Source organism: Haematobacter sp., from assembly GCF_032102465.1.
GTDB lineage: Bacteria > Pseudomonadota > Alphaproteobacteria > Rhodobacterales > Rhodobacteraceae > Haematobacter.
The window spans coordinates 16398-29036 of the sequence record NZ_DAMDHB010000028.1 but is presented as its reverse complement, the minus strand read 5'-3'; the positions used below and the strand labels follow the sequence as shown (position 1 = coordinate 29036).

The following is a 12639-nucleotide window of genomic DNA, read 5'->3' as shown; positions in this document are numbered from 1 at the left end:
CATCGCTCCGGTCAGAGAATGCGCGAGCAGCCCCCCAGCCGCCGCTCGCTTCCCGCCTCGCCGGCAAGCAATGCCTGCGCAACGTCGCCTGAAGCGGATCGCAGCCCCTGCTTCCTTCCGGTGATCAAAAGGCAGCATTGCGGATCACCATCTGGAAGAAACCGGCCGGTGAGCCTATGCGACCGCTTGGCCTCCGCCAGGAAACACCGGCGCCGGTACCCCCCGCCGTTGAGACGGGAGGGTGCCAGCATCTCAAGTCCGATCAGTCGCGCAGCAGCTCGTTGATCGAGGTCTTGGAGCGGGTCTTGGCGTCCACGCGTTTCACGATCACCGCACAGTAGAGATTGACGCCATTCTTGGAGGGCAGCGAGCCGGAGACCACGACGGAGCCTGCCGGAACCTCGCCATACATCACCTCGCCGGTCTCGCGGTCCACGATCTTGGTGGACTGCCCGATGAAAACACCCATGCCGAGCACGGAGCCTTCGCGGACGATCACGCCTTCCACCACTTCGGAGCGGGCGCCGATGAAGCAGTTGTCCTCGATGATCGTGGGGCCAGCCTGCATCGGCTCCAGAACGCCGCCGATGCCGACGCCGCCGGAGAGATGCACGTTCTTGCCGATCTGGGCGCAGGAGCCGACGGTGGCCCAGGTATCCACCATCGTGCCCGAATCGACATAGGCGCCCAGGTTGACGAAGGAGGGCATCAGCACCACGCCCGGCGCGATATAGGCGGAGCGGCGCACGATGCAGTTCGGCACCGCGCGGAAGCCTGCGGCCTTCCACTCGCCGTCCTGCCAGCCGTTGAACTTGGAATCCACCTTGTCCCACCAACCGCCACCCTGCGGCCCGCCGGACTGCATCTCCATGTCGCGCAGGCGGAAGCCGAGCAGAACGGCCTTCTTCGCCCATTGGTTCACGTGCCATTTGCCGTCGGACTGCCGCTCCGCCACGCGCAGGCGTCCCTTGTCCAGCGCCTCCAGCGTCGCTTCGATCGCGTCGCGCTGTTCGCCCGTTGTGGCGGGGGTGATGCCGTCGCGCGCCTCCCAGGCAGCTTCGATGGCGGTTTCAAGCGCGGCGTTCGACGCGGCATTCGACATGGGGATGCTCCGATTTCTATGGCTCGACCGGGGCCAAGCCTATAGACCGCGCACGGCAGTCACGCAACGCAGCCGAAAGGACGGGCCATGACCGAAGATGCGGACACCCCCCGCGGAGCGAGCGCAACCGACCGTCAGCACCCGTTCCGGGACAGCCGTCAGGATGCCCGCGTGGTGAAGGAGACACCGGACACGCCGCAGACGCGCGCACCCGCCTACCGGCTGGCCTTCACCGATACGGATTTCCTCGTGCGGGAGGAGTTGCGGCCGGTGCGGCTGCAGCTTGAACTCCTGAAGCCCGAGATGATCCTGGCGGAGCGCGGCATCCGCTCAACCGTCGTGCTGATGGGCAGCGCGAGAATCCCCCGGGAGGGCGAGGCGGGCCCGGCGGCTGCGCTGTCCGGCTGGTATGAGGTCGCGCGCGATCTGGCCCAGCGGATCACCGAGGAAAGCCTCAAGACCTACGGCCGTGACTCGGTGGTCATGACGGGAGGCGGGCCGGGCATCATGGAGGCGGGCAACGAAGGGGCAGCAGCGGCGGGCGGCCAGTCCATCGGCCTTAACATCGTTCTGCCGCATGAGCAGGCGCCGAACCCGTTCGTCACGCCGGATCTGTGCTTCAACTTCCACTACTTCGCGATCCGCAAGATGCATTTCCTGATGCGGGCGCGGGCGGTCTGTGTCTTTCCCGGCGGCTTCGGCACGCTGGACGAACTCATGGAATGCCTGACGCTGATCCAGACCGGACGGATGCAGCGCATTCCGATCCTGCTGTTCGGGCGGGAGTTCTGGGATGGCGTCATCAACTGGCAAGCGCTGGTGGAGGCGGGCACGATCACGGAAAGTGACCTGTCGATCTTCAACTATGTCGAGACGGCAGAGGACGCGATGGCGCTCCTGCATCAGCGACAGGTCTTCTGATCAGCGCTTCTTTCCACCCGAGAGGGACCGTTTCAGCGCGTCCATGATGTCGATGACCTTGCCCTCCTCCCCCTGCCGGGCGGGGGGAGAGGCAGGTTTCCGGGCCTTGCGCGGCGGCTTGCGCCTGGCTTCAATCATTTCCAACAAACGCGCCTGAACGGGGTCATGAACGATCTCCGGCGTCCAATCGGTCTTCCGTGCGTCGATGAGCTTGGTGATCATCTTCAGAAGATCCGTGTCGGGGGCCTCCGGTTTCTGTTCAAAGTAATCGCCGGGATCGCGCACCTCATCCCCGTAGCGGAGCGTCCACAGCATGATCCCCTTGCCTTTCGGCACCAGAAGGACCGGCCGTTCCCGGCGGTAGAGCACCAGCCGCGACAGCCCGAAGGTGCCCGTCGCCTCCATCGCGGCGCGGATCACGGCATAGGCTTCCTCCGCCACCTTGTCGTCCGGCAGCAGGTAGTGAGGGGTGTCCAGCCAGACCCATCCCACACTGTCCGACGGCACGAACCGGTCGATGGAAATGGTGCGCGTGCTCTCCAGGGCGAGGGATTCGATTTCGGCATCCTCCAGCAGGACATACTCATCCTCGCCTTTCGGATAGCCCTTCATCTGGTCCTTCTCGGGGACTTCTTTTCCTGTCTTGTCATCGACATAGCGACTGAGCGTGGGGTTTCCCGTCTTCGCGTTCACGGTGGTGAACCGCAGCTTGTCAGCTTCGCTGGTCGCGGGAGTCATCGCGACCGGGCAGGTCACCAGAGAGAGTTTGAGATAGCCTTTCCAAAAGGGGCGGGGCGCCATCCGTTACCTCTCGTTTTCTGAGATCAACTGCATGTAACGCCACGGAATTGCGCAGGTTCCCGCCTGAACGCAAGTTATGTGTTGCTTCGCGATCAAATTTGCGCGACATCCCCCGCGTGGCTTAAACACACTTTCTCATCGAAAACTTCGCACTCATGTTTTTCGAGCCTGCTTTTTAATCGAACTTCGCTGAGTTTGGTGAGAATATCTTACCTTTTTCTTTTTAAGCAGCTGTTCTTGCAGAAATTAGTATTGATTTTATATTCAACTTTGAGAAGGATGAGTTTCATCGAAAACAACTTGGCGGAGAGCGAAATGGCGAAGACAACGAGACGTGCCGCGAGCAAGGCAGAGGCACTTGCGGACACGCTCCGGCTCGCCATCGCATCTGGCGAGTTTCCCGCCAACTCTCTCCTTCCCGGTGAAGTCGAGTTGATGGAGCAACACAACATCTCGCGTCCCACCTACCGCGAGGCCATCCGGGTGCTGGAGGCGGAGGGGCTGCTGACGGTGGAGCGCGGGCCGCGGGGGGGCACGCGCGTTCTCCGGCCGACGATCGAGCCGATTGCCCGTCAGATCGGCTTTTACTTCCAGATGCAGCGCATGACTCTGGGAGAGGTGATGGATTATCGCCTCCAGACGGAGCCTGCCGCCGTTCACCACATCGTCAGGGCGCGCAACTTTGACGCCATAGAGGCGCTGCGGGCCTGCATGGTCGAACAGCGGGCGGCGATATCAAGAAACGATCCTGCCGAAGTGGCGATTGCCTACAATGAGCTGGACGACGAGTTTCGCCGGACCCTGGTGAAACATTCCGGCAACGGCATCACGGAGGTGTTCGGCGAGATTCTGGATGAGGTCATGACGCGACATCTGGAAAACCGAGCGCATGCCACCCGTTCTGCCGAGGAGGACCTCGCCGGACGCTATGAGGCAGGTGTCGGTACCAAGATGAAGCTCATCCGGCGTGCCGAAGCGGGCGATGCGGAGGAGGCTGCGAATGTCTGGCGTCTCTATCTCAACGCCTATCGCGAACGCATCGAGGAAATGGGCCGCGATCGCATCAACCTGATGCCGATCGCCTGCTGATCGAATAGCCGGTCAGCTCCTTCTTGCAAGCGGCGCGGCCCAGGCGGAAACCGCTTCTTTGGAGCAGGGAAGCGTTTCGCCCATCTCCCCCGCATAAGCCTGCCAGAGTGCCAGCCGGGTATTTGCCACGGCGAGCAGAACCGGTATTCCGGCCTCTACCGCGGTTTCCAGCAGCGGGCGGAAACCGAATCCGGCGGCCTCGCTGTCACCGAAACGATTGAGCACCAGGAGAGACGGCGGAGGGGTCAGCCGCGCTTCCAGCCCGGCCGCTGCCTGATCGAGCGCCGCGGGGTCTAGCCTGCATCCGCCGCCAGCAGGGCCGCCCAGAGGCACCAGCACGCCGTCCGCCACATCCAGCAGCGCCAACCCGCCGTCCCCGCGCCTTGCCTGCACATAGCCGCGCACCCCTGGAAGGCCGCGCACGGCGGAGAGAATGGCGTCGTCCGGCGACTGTCCGGCGTGATATACGACGGTTGCAAGGCGTGTCATGAGTGATTCCCTCCTTCACCGGCCAATCGCGCGGCCGGTAGCCTAAGCCAGTCGTACGGAACAGTCATACGGACAAGTCGCACGTTCCAGTCGTCAGGTCCATTCTGTAGGTCAGCCACTGGCTAAGCCGCGAAGCTAGCGTCATCGCACGGTTTTGTCAGGCAAAAGCGCCGTGTTTTGCTTTACTCGCGGTTATGTTGACTGTATCAGTCAACCATCTTGGAACGGAACGCGAGTCTTATGGCCGTCGCAGCTCTTCTTCCCGCACCTGCCGTTGCCACTCCTCAGAACGAGGAGCGGGATGTTCAGTTGACCGCAACGCTGAACCGGCTGAGGCTTCTTTCCCTGCGGTGTCGCGCGGCGCGCCGGATCGACGTATTCTCGGCCTGCGCCCTCCTCGCCATGGACCGGGTGGAAGCGGCGCAGGCTTTTGCTGAGGCCCTGCTGCGCGCCCTGCCGCAGGCGACCGGCAAACCGTTGAATTTCCTGTTTCCCGGCGCGCGAGAACGCTCCTTCGATGAAAGCTGGCTCCTTCGGTTGGTGGAGGCCGTCCGGCAGGGTGATGGCGACAGCACGACCTTTCTCATCGCTTCGCAGGTGCGCAAGCCTTACCGTCGTCAGATTGCCTATCTTGCGAAAGGTCTCGCCGAGGGACTGGACACAATTTAAAATCATTCTAAATTGGGGATCATGGCAAGCGGACGCCAGCTAATGATTCGCAACTCGAAAGGAATGAGAACATGTCGCAAACGGCTGCCAACCTGAGCGAAAGTGCGCAGGCCGCCATCGCGGACGCGCTGAACCAGGCCGTCGCGGAGACCGTCGTCACCACGATGCTCGCACAGAATTTCCACTGGAACGTCAAGGGCATGTCCTTCGGACCGTTGCACGAGCTGTTCCAGAAGATTTATGAAGATCACTTCGAGGGTCAGGACGATCTGGCCGAACGCGTCCGCGCCATCGGTGCCCATGCCGAAGGCCGTCTGGCCGATATGGTTAAGCGCTCCAAGGTCGATGAGCACGACGGCCATGCCAGTGCCGAGGACATGATCCGCGCCCTGCTGAAAGCGGAGCGGACCGTGACGGAAACGCTTGCCGGTGTCGCTTCGATCTCCGAAAGCCACGGCGACCTGCTGACGCAGGATCTGGCCATCGAGCGGGGTCGCGTCCACGAGAAATTCGCGTGGATCCTGCAATCCCACCTCGAATGACCTAGAGACCGGGAAGGGTGGGCATTTCGATGCCCTTCTTCGCGCATTTCCGGGCATAGGCGCGGCCCCAGGCGGGAAACTTGCCAAGGTCTCGCTGCTGATGCACCAGCATGGTCAGAAAACCTTGCTGGTGTTTTTCTTTCTTCAGCTTCTTGAAGAGAGACTTCTGATCCTTGGTCATCGAGCATGCGATGCAATGCCCCGCGCGGCGGAATTTGCAGACGCTGAGGCAGGGAGAGGGCAGCTTCGTCATTGGAGCCTCCATCGGGTGCGACGCGCGCCCGAAGTCAGCGGTTAGAGGCAAGCCCCGGCCCCTTGTCAAGCTTGCGGAACGAGAGAAGCCCTGCGATCCCCGAGGAGACGGGTCGCAGGGCTTCTGAAGGCGCTACAGAAACGGGAGCGTGTGTTGCGCCTCTCCGGCATGTTCCGGGAGGGGGATGCCGGGTTTCCGATCACTTGGTGAGGATAAGCTTCCCCGCCTTGGTGATCCTGAGGGAATAGACCTGTCCATCAAGGACGATGCGCGCCTGCACGCCCCCGGCGGTCAGCAGGTGTGCATCGTGGACGGGGATGGAGTCCTGCAGCGTCAGCGTGCGGGAGACGGTGGCGTTCATGGCATCCTCTCAAATCTGTCGAGAACCTGGTCAAGCGGGCGTCCGCCCCCAAAGGCAAGAAGCAGGAGCCGGTACAGCTCCCCCAGCGGAGTGGAAGGCGCGCCTTCCCGAATTTGCCGGTGATCCGGCCAGAACAGGATCTCAGGTTTCATTTTCCGTACTCCGACGGAGGGTCTGTTCCGGGCTGACCTGTTCGGGCGGCTAGGACTGATGATGAAACTGAGCGAAACAGTCGGAAATGTCAAACAAGATTTGTCGGGAATTAATCCAGTGGAAGATTTTTGCCTCATCTGGGCGAGGTTCATCGCCAAACCTTGCGCTTTGAAAAGATTGTGCCACCTTTCTGCCGACACTCTCTGACTGGAGGCGCAGATGCAGCCGACCTCGATGAAATCCATGTTCGACAGTCTTTTGGGCCAGATCACCGGTGATGCGGGCACGAGTCGCACCCAGACTGGTGGTCAGAATACCGCTGGCAGTGCGGCGAGCGGTGCGACTGGCGGGAGCAGCGGAGGTCTGGGGGATCTTCTCTCCAGCCTGACCGGTGGGGGAGCGACGGCCTCGTCCAGCCGCTCCGGCGGCCTTTCCGATATGCTGGGCGGCCTCGTCGGCGATCAGGGATCCTTTGCCAAGGGGGCGGCCGCAGGTGGTCTTGCCGGGGCGCTTCTCGGCGGCAAGGGGCTGGCGAAAGGGGCGGTCGCCGCCGCGATCGGCACGCTCGCCTACAAGGCCTACAACGACTGGCAGGCAGGCAGGGCACCGTTCAGTTCCGATACCTCCGCTGCCCAGCCGCAAGCGGCAGCAGCGCCGGAGGCATTGCCTTCCCCGGAGGGCACCGATTTCATGCCCGATGATCCCGAGGAACTGGCCGAGAAGCTGGCGCGCGCCATGGTCGCCGCCGCCAAGGCGGACGGGGAGGTCACGGCCGTGGAGCGGGCGCGGATCACCGCGGCCCTGAAAGAGCGGGGCTATGACGACAGCGCCGCGCAGGTGCTGACCGAAGAGTTGGCAGCACCGCTCGATGTGGGGCGGATCGCGGCCCTCGCCTCCAATCAGGCGGAGGCGGCGGAGATCTATGCGGCCTCCCTGCTTGCGGTCGATCCAGAGGGAGCGGCGGAGAAGGGCTATCTTGCCATGCTGGCCGCGCGCCTGAAGCTTCCGGCGGATCTCGTGGCGCATCTTCATGCCAACGCGGGCGCGCTGGCCTGATCTCGTCAGGGAGGTTTGCGGTTTCCGGGGCAGCCTGCGGCAAGGCGGGCCCGGAAGGCCGCTCCACCTTTGCGAGTGTACCGAGATAGTCGCGGCACCAGTGATGCACGTCATAGGCGCGGAGCCTGTCCATCATGGCACTCCAGCGCTCCTTGCGCTCCTCCAACGGCATTGAGAGCGCGCGCGCCAGAGCATTGGCTGTCGCGTCTATGTCATAGGGGTTGATGAGCAACGCCTCCACCATCTCCCGCGCGGCGCCGGCGAAGCGGGACAGAACCAGGACACCGGGATCGGCAGGATCCTGAGCTGCCACGTATTCCTTGGCGACGAGATTCATCCCGTCCTTCAGCGGCGTCACGAATCCCACCTGCGCCACCCGGTAGAGACCTGCCAGCACCGGGCGTTTCAGCGACTGGTTTATGTAGCGGATCGGCGTCCAATCCACCGCGCCGTTATCGCCATTCACGCGCCCCGCCTGCGCCGCGACCGCCTCCTGCATGGCGCGGTATTCCGGCACGTCGGAGCGGGACTTGGGCGTGACCTGAAGGAAGGTCACTTCCCCCCTGAAATCCGGGTGACGCTTCAGAAAGCGCTCATAGGCGTCGATGCGGTTGGGGATGCCCTTGGAATAATCCAGCCGGTCCACCCCGATGATGAGACGCCGCCCGTGCAGACTGCGGAGCAGGTCGCGCACCCCCGGCTTGCCCACCGAGGCACGCGAGAGGTTGGCGAACTCCTCCGTCTCCATGCCGATGGGGAAGGCGCCCACGCGAAACTGCCGCCCATAGGCCACCACTTCCCCGTCGCCGAGCGGGCTGCCGCTACCCTCGCGCCGGAGGCAGCCGATGAAATTGTCCATGTCGTAGTCGGTCTGGAAACCGACCAGATCATAGGCGGAAAGACCCGACAGCACCGCCTCATAGACCGGCATGGCGAAAAGGATATCTGCAGGCGGCCACGGGATGTGGAGGAAGAAGCCGATTCGGTTCCTGACCCCGCGCTGCCGCAACTCCTCCGCCAGCGGGATGAGGTGATAGTCATGCACCCAGATCGTATCGTCGGGGCGGAGCATGGGCACGAGTTGATCGGCAAAAAGCCGGTTCACCCGGAAGTATCCCGCCATCTCCCGACGTGCGTATTCTGCCAGATCGACCCGCCCATGAAAGATCGGCCAGAGGACGCGGTTGGCAAAACCGTTGTAGTATTCCTCCACGTCGGTTTCCGTCAGATCCATCAGCGAATAGGCGATGCGCCCCTGTTCGCGGGTGGTCACGCGGACATCCTCCGTATCGGCGACCGCCCTTCCCGACCATCCCATCCAGATGCCGCCCTGATCCCGGAGCGCCGCGTGAACGGCCACCGCGAGCCCCCCGGGCGGCGGATTCCCGTGCTTGTCGGGGAGCGGCACGCGGTTTGAAACGACGACGAGCCTGCTCATCGGACGATCTCCGCGAGCAGGGCGCGCAGCGCGTTGGGCGAGGGGAGCCGCTCCGTCGCCGCGCTGTCCTCCAGCGTCGGCCCGATACGGATACCGCGTCCGCCCCGGTCCGCGACGAAGCGGAACATCGCCTCATCCGTCAGGTCGTCGCCGATGGCGAGCGGCAACCGGCCCCGGAACGGAGCTTGCGCAAGGAAAGCGGCGATGGCGGTGCCCTTGTCGCCGGAGGCGGGCCGCAACTCGGCAACCATCTTGCCGGACTGGAGCTGAAAGGCGCTGCCCGCGGTGGCCAGCGCTGTCTCCATCTCGCGGCGGACTTCGGCCTCCGCTTGCGGCAGCCCCCGGTAGTGGAGCGCAAAGGCGAGGCCCTTGTCCTCGAACAGCACGCCTGGTGTCCGCTTGGCAAAGTGTGCGGCCCCGGCCTTGGCGATGAGGTAATCGCGCGGGGGGGGCGGCTGATCCGCGCCCCGCAATTCCGCTCCGTGCAGGCCGGCGATCGGCAGACAGGCCGGCGCGAACATGGCCTCCGCCCGCGCCAGCGACCGCCCCGTGACCAGCGCAAGCGCCCCGCCCAGCAGGGCGGAAAGACGGGTGAGCCGGGCGGGCAGCCCTTCCTCCACGACGATACCGTCCGGGCTGTCGGCGAGATCGACCAGCGTCCCGTCAATGTCCAGAAACATGGCCCAGCGTTCGGAAACGGCGGGAAGCGACCTGAGCGTGGCTTCCGCAGCGGCAACCGGGTCAGCGAGGGAATCCCGGTCTGCGACCGGGGGCGGCGTCTGACTGATCTGCATGGAGGGAAACTAGAGCGTCGCTGCCGTTTCGGCAACCGCGAAGCCGTTATTTTGCACCCGCAGCAGTCTGGGCAGCCGCTTTGGTATGACGCGAGCCCTTGAACGGGTCAGGTCGGCCAGCCTCCTCCGGGGGGCCGTTTCGTGCCGGAGGGCGGGATGCGGCTGGTGCTCAATCCAGCATCGGGGGCAGATCTGTCCTGCAGGGGTGCTGCCCTCGGCGCGGCGGTATTTCCCATGCGCGCGGCCATCTCCCTCAGGGCCGCAACCCGGTTAGCAGTCGAGGGGTGGGTGGAAAACAGCCTGTCACGCTGAAAGGCATGCAGGGGATTGATGATGAACATCGGCGCCGTGGCCGGATTGCGCTCCGCCGGGACGTTGTCGATCCGGCTGGCATAGCCCTCGATCTTCTGAAGCGCCGAGGCAAGCCAGAGCGGCTGGCCACAGATTTCCGCCCCTGTCCGATCCGCCTCGTATTCCCGCGTCCGGCTGATCGCCATCTGGACGATAGCCGCCGCCATCGGCGCCACGATCATGGCGATCAGGCCACCCAGCGGCCCCATCGGGCTGTTGCGGTCACGCGGCATGAACAGCGCGAAATTGCCCAGCATGGAAATCGCCCCGGCAAAGGTTGCGGTCACGGTCATGATGAGCGTGTCGCGGTGCTTCACATGGGCCAGCTCATGCGCAACGACGCCCGCCACCTCCTCCATCGTCAGGGCGCGCATGAGGCCGGTGGTCACCGCGACGGCGGCGTTATCCGGGTTGCGGCCCGTGGCAAAGGCATTCGGCTGGTCGTTGGGCAGAATGTAGAGCTTTGGCATCGGCAGCCCCGCGCGCGCCACCAGCCCTTCCACCATGCGATAGAATTCGGGCGCGGTTCTCGGGTCAACGGGCTGGGCTGAATAGGTCTTCAGCACCATCTTGTCAGAGTTCCACCAGGTAAAGACATTCATCAGCGCTGCAAAGATCAGCGCGAAGATCATGCCGCCCTGTCCGCCCAGCAGATATCCGACGCCCATGAAAACCGCCGTCATGGCGGCCATCAGCAGCGCTGTCTTGGCATATCCGGTCATCTGTCATCCCCGCAACGGATCCCGAGAGAGATATGTGGCTCTCGAAGCGAGTGTTGACAAACAACACGAGGGGTTCAACTTCTTTCGCAGGCACCGGCGGTCTCCTTTGCCGCCGACCATTCGATTGGAGCAGAGAATGCTGAAGGAATTCCGGGACTTCATCGCGCGCGGCAACGTGCTCGACCTCGCTGTCGGTATCATCATCGGTGCCGCGTTCACGTCAATCGTCAATTCCGTGGTTGCGGATCTCATCAACCCCATCATCTCGCTGTTCACCGGTGGCCTCGATTTCTCCGGCCTGTCGATCGTCCTGGGCGAGGGGCCGAATGCCGCGCAATTCGCTTACGGCAAGTTCATCATGGCGGTGATCAACTTCCTCATCATCGCCTGGGTCGTGTTCCTGATCGTGAAGGGTGTGAACACGGCACGCAGATTCGCGCATATGGAAGGCAAGGAGGAGAAGGCCGAGGATCCGCCGGAGATCAAGCTTCTCACCGAAATCCGTGACGAGCTGAAAAATCGCCCTGCCGTCTGATGCAATAACCCCTTCGTCAGGGGCGGAAATATTGGTAGGCTCTACCGGATTTTCCGCCCCTTTTCGAAGAAGTTTGCGCTGAATGGAACTTGATGCGACGGACCGTCGAATCCTCATCGTCCTGCAGAAGGAGGGGAGGATTTCAAACTCCGACCTGTCGGAGCGTGTGAACCTCTCCGCTTCCGCCTGTCACCGTCGCGTCCAGCGGCTGGAGCAGGAAGGGTATATCCGGGACTATGTCGCGTTGCTGGACGAACGCCGCATGGGGGTGCCCACGACGGTCTTCGTCGAGATCACGCTTTCCGGTCAGGCGGATGAGGTGCTGGAAGCCTTTGAGCGCGAGGTGGCGCGCGTCCCCGACATTCTGGAATGTCACCTGATGGCGGGGTCCGCGGATTATCTGCTGAAAGTCGTGGCCTCCGATACGGAGGATTTCGCCCGGATTCACAGGCAATATCTGGCGAAGCTGCCGGGGGTGTCGCAGATGCATTCCTCCTTCGCGCTGCGCACCGTCTTCCGCACCACGGCGATTCCCGTATAGCCCTTTCCGTGCAAGCGCTGCGGCTACAGGGGTGATATCCAAGCGGATCAGCTCACGCGCCCTGATACCGGAAGCAGACAGCCGGTGATCGCGCTGCAAGGCCCGAGGGTCGTTGCCTTGATTGCCCGTCTGCCTCCCGCCCAAGGGGAGCATCACCACGGTAGGCGGGCGGGCCTTTTCCGGCGGTCTCTGGCCAGCGGGCGCCGACGCGTTCGGGGCTAACATGCTGCGGAAAGAGGTCTGACGTGTTATGTCCATGCTCTGGAAATCGGGGCTCGGGAAATCGGGAAATCAGCCCGGGAACTACCAGAAACGCGTGGGTCTCTGGCTGGAGTTCCCCAGATGCGAACGATTTCCGCTCTCGCAGACCCGAAGGCCTTTTTCAGCAGTCTGCCAAAGTGCCGCCCTCCCCCGAGAGTGCTCCTGCCAGACAGGCCCCCCCGCCTTCGCCGATGGCGTTGCCGGCCTCTGCACAAAAGAAAACCCCCGCGCAAAAGCAGCGGGGGTTCGGCAACCATGAGGTTACCCGTCGCGTCAGAGGCTCAGAGGAGACCCTCGCGCTGCGCCTTCTTGCGAGCCAGTTTACGCGACCGGCGAACGGCCTCGGCTTGCTCACGCGCCTTCTTGACGGAAGGCTTTTCGAAGTGCTGCTTGAGCTTCATCTCACGGAACACGCCCTCACGCTGAAGTTTCTTCTTCAGAGCGCGCATGGCCTGTTCGACGTTGTTATCGCGAACGCTTACCTGCATGTGGTTGTCACCACCTTTCTGGTCTAGGGTTTCTGTCAGGTGCAGGACGCCGCTCCATATCAGAGGGTAAAGG

Annotated in this window: 15 protein-coding genes and 1 pseudogene; 7 read left to right on the top strand and 9 right to left on the bottom strand. The window is 63.3% G+C overall.

The genetic code is table 11. From position 1 onward, the window contains the following. Window positions 1–262 precede the first annotated feature (262 nt). Window positions 263–1102, bottom strand: coding sequence for a 2,3,4,5-tetrahydropyridine-2,6-dicarboxylate N-succinyltransferase (dapD, locus tag RT513_RS15425; RefSeq protein WP_088216331.1), 840 nt, complete (start codon window positions 1100–1102; stop codon window positions 263–265). Between the two features lie 87 nt (window positions 1103–1189). On the opposite strand from dapD, the gene RT513_RS15420 reads away from it, so the two are divergent. Continuing rightward, entirely contained in the window at window positions 1190–2023 is an 834-nt protein-coding gene (locus RT513_RS15420) for a TIGR00730 family Rossman fold protein (RefSeq protein ID WP_088216332.1), read from the top strand. On the opposite strand, the gene RT513_RS15415 is transcribed toward RT513_RS15420, so the two are convergent. Next, on the bottom strand, window positions 2024–2824 hold the full coding sequence (locus RT513_RS15415) for a Ku protein (RefSeq protein WP_290685061.1): 801 nt from the start codon (window positions 2822–2824) through the stop codon (window positions 2024–2026). Between the two features lie 315 nt (window positions 2825–3139). On the opposite strand from RT513_RS15415, the gene RT513_RS15410 reads away from it, so the two are divergent. Continuing rightward, window positions 3140–3913, top strand: a complete 774-nt coding sequence (locus RT513_RS15410; RefSeq protein ID WP_179209237.1) for a FadR/GntR family transcriptional regulator — start codon at window positions 3140–3142, stop codon at window positions 3911–3913. Window positions 3914–3925: 12 nt separating this feature from the next. Here RT513_RS15410 and RT513_RS15405 read toward each other — a convergent pair whose 3' ends face one another. Next, entirely contained in the window at window positions 3926–4402 is a 477-nt protein-coding gene (locus RT513_RS15405) for a DUF2478 domain-containing protein (RefSeq protein WP_290685064.1), read from the bottom strand. Between the two features lie 240 nt (window positions 4403–4642). Here RT513_RS15405 and RT513_RS15400 point away from each other — a divergent pair, with 240 nt between their 5' ends. After that, window positions 4643–5071, top strand: coding sequence for a hypothetical protein (locus RT513_RS15400; protein WP_088216336.1), 429 nt, complete (start codon window positions 4643–4645; stop codon window positions 5069–5071). Window positions 5072–5142: 71 nt separating this feature from the next. Continuing rightward, window positions 5143–5613, top strand: a complete 471-nt coding sequence (locus RT513_RS15395; RefSeq protein ID WP_088216337.1) for a Dps family protein — start codon at window positions 5143–5145, stop codon at window positions 5611–5613. A 1-nt stretch (window position 5614) separates the two neighbouring features. Here the strand turns inward: RT513_RS15395 and RT513_RS15390 are convergent, their stop codons facing one another. Further along, window positions 5615–5866, bottom strand: a complete 252-nt coding sequence (locus tag RT513_RS15390; RefSeq protein ID WP_088216338.1) for a DUF1289 domain-containing protein — start codon at window positions 5864–5866, stop codon at window positions 5615–5617. A gap of 199 nt (window positions 5867–6065) precedes the next feature. Continuing rightward, the gene (gene hemP / locus RT513_RS15385; RefSeq protein WP_088216339.1) at window positions 6066–6227 is read right to left on the bottom strand and encodes a hemin uptake protein HemP; all 162 of its coding nucleotides are present in this window, start codon (window positions 6225–6227) and stop codon (window positions 6066–6068) included. 372 nt (window positions 6228–6599) lie between these two features. Here hemP and RT513_RS15380 point away from each other — a divergent pair, with 372 nt between their 5' ends. Next, window positions 6600–7436 (top strand): tellurite resistance TerB family protein, encoded by an 837-nt coding sequence (locus RT513_RS15380; RefSeq protein ID WP_290685068.1) that lies wholly within the window; start codon window positions 6600–6602, stop codon window positions 7434–7436. 82 nt (window positions 7437–7518) lie between these two features. Here RT513_RS15380 and otsA read toward each other — a convergent pair. The 3 genes and pseudogenes from otsA to htpX all read right to left on the bottom strand — a co-directional run. Further along, window positions 7519–8874, bottom strand: a pseudogene (otsA, locus tag RT513_RS15375) (alpha,alpha-trehalose-phosphate synthase (UDP-forming)); the annotation flags it as partial. Next, window positions 8871–9668: a trehalose-phosphatase gene (gene otsB / locus RT513_RS15370; RefSeq protein WP_290685071.1), complete on the bottom strand. Its 798-nt coding sequence runs from the start codon at window positions 9666–9668 to the stop codon at window positions 8871–8873. The pseudogene otsA and the gene otsB, both read right to left, overlap by 4 nt. Window positions 9669–9775: 107 nt before the next feature. Then, window positions 9776–10741 carry a zinc metalloprotease HtpX gene (gene htpX / locus RT513_RS15365; protein WP_290685073.1) on the bottom strand — a complete coding sequence of 322 codons (966 nt, stop codon included), beginning with the start codon at window positions 10739–10741 and terminating at the stop codon, window positions 9776–9778. 136 nt (window positions 10742–10877) lie between these two features. On the opposite strand from htpX, the gene mscL reads away from it, so the two are divergent. Then, entirely contained in the window at window positions 10878–11276 is a 399-nt protein-coding gene (gene mscL / locus RT513_RS15360; RefSeq protein ID WP_088216343.1) for a large-conductance mechanosensitive channel protein MscL, read from the top strand. Between the two features lie 82 nt (window positions 11277–11358). Further along, complete coding sequence (locus tag RT513_RS15355) at window positions 11359–11817, top strand: Lrp/AsnC family transcriptional regulator (RefSeq protein WP_035709296.1); 459 nt, start codon at window positions 11359–11361, stop codon at window positions 11815–11817. Window positions 11818–12359: 542 nt separating this feature from the next. Here RT513_RS15355 and rpsU read toward each other — a convergent pair. Continuing rightward, window positions 12360–12566, bottom strand: coding sequence for a 30S ribosomal protein S21 (gene rpsU, locus RT513_RS15350; RefSeq protein WP_084684048.1), 207 nt, complete (start codon window positions 12564–12566; stop codon window positions 12360–12362). Window positions 12567–12639 lie beyond the last annotated feature (73 nt).

What these genes read in the sequence shown, in the direction of transcription:
- dapD (WP_088216331.1), bottom strand. Translation starts at nt 1,102, where the DNA reads ATGTCGAATGCCGCGTCGAACGCCGCGCTTGAAACCGCCATCGAAGCT.
- RT513_RS15420 (WP_088216332.1), top strand. Translation starts at nt 1,190, where the DNA reads ATGACCGAAGATGCGGACACCCCCCGCGGAGCGAGCGCAACCGACCGT.
- RT513_RS15415 (WP_290685061.1), bottom strand. Translation starts at nt 2,824, where the DNA reads ATGGCGCCCCGCCCCTTTTGGAAAGGCTATCTCAAACTCTCTCTGGTG.
- RT513_RS15410 (WP_179209237.1), top strand. Translation starts at nt 3,140, where the DNA reads ATGGCGAAGACAACGAGACGTGCCGCGAGCAAGGCAGAGGCACTTGCG.
- RT513_RS15405 (WP_290685064.1), bottom strand. Translation starts at nt 4,402, where the DNA reads ATGACACGCCTTGCAACCGTCGTATATCACGCCGGACAGTCGCCGGAC.
- RT513_RS15400 (WP_088216336.1), top strand. Translation starts at nt 4,643, where the DNA reads ATGGCCGTCGCAGCTCTTCTTCCCGCACCTGCCGTTGCCACTCCTCAG.
- RT513_RS15395 (WP_088216337.1), top strand. Translation starts at nt 5,143, where the DNA reads ATGTCGCAAACGGCTGCCAACCTGAGCGAAAGTGCGCAGGCCGCCATC.
- RT513_RS15390 (WP_088216338.1), bottom strand. Translation starts at nt 5,866, where the DNA reads ATGACGAAGCTGCCCTCTCCCTGCCTCAGCGTCTGCAAATTCCGCCGC.
- hemP (WP_088216339.1), bottom strand. Translation starts at nt 6,227, where the DNA reads ATGAACGCCACCGTCTCCCGCACGCTGACGCTGCAGGACTCCATCCCC.
- RT513_RS15380 (WP_290685068.1), top strand. Translation starts at nt 6,600, where the DNA reads ATGCAGCCGACCTCGATGAAATCCATGTTCGACAGTCTTTTGGGCCAG.
- otsB (WP_290685071.1), bottom strand. Translation starts at nt 9,668, where the DNA reads ATGCAGATCAGTCAGACGCCGCCCCCGGTCGCAGACCGGGATTCCCTC.
- htpX (WP_290685073.1), bottom strand. Translation starts at nt 10,741, where the DNA reads ATGACCGGATATGCCAAGACAGCGCTGCTGATGGCCGCCATGACGGCG.
- mscL (WP_088216343.1), top strand. Translation starts at nt 10,878, where the DNA reads ATGCTGAAGGAATTCCGGGACTTCATCGCGCGCGGCAACGTGCTCGAC.
- RT513_RS15355 (WP_035709296.1), top strand. Translation starts at nt 11,359, where the DNA reads ATGGAACTTGATGCGACGGACCGTCGAATCCTCATCGTCCTGCAGAAG.
- rpsU (WP_084684048.1), bottom strand. Translation starts at nt 12,566, where the DNA reads ATGCAGGTAAGCGTTCGCGATAACAACGTCGAACAGGCCATGCGCGCT.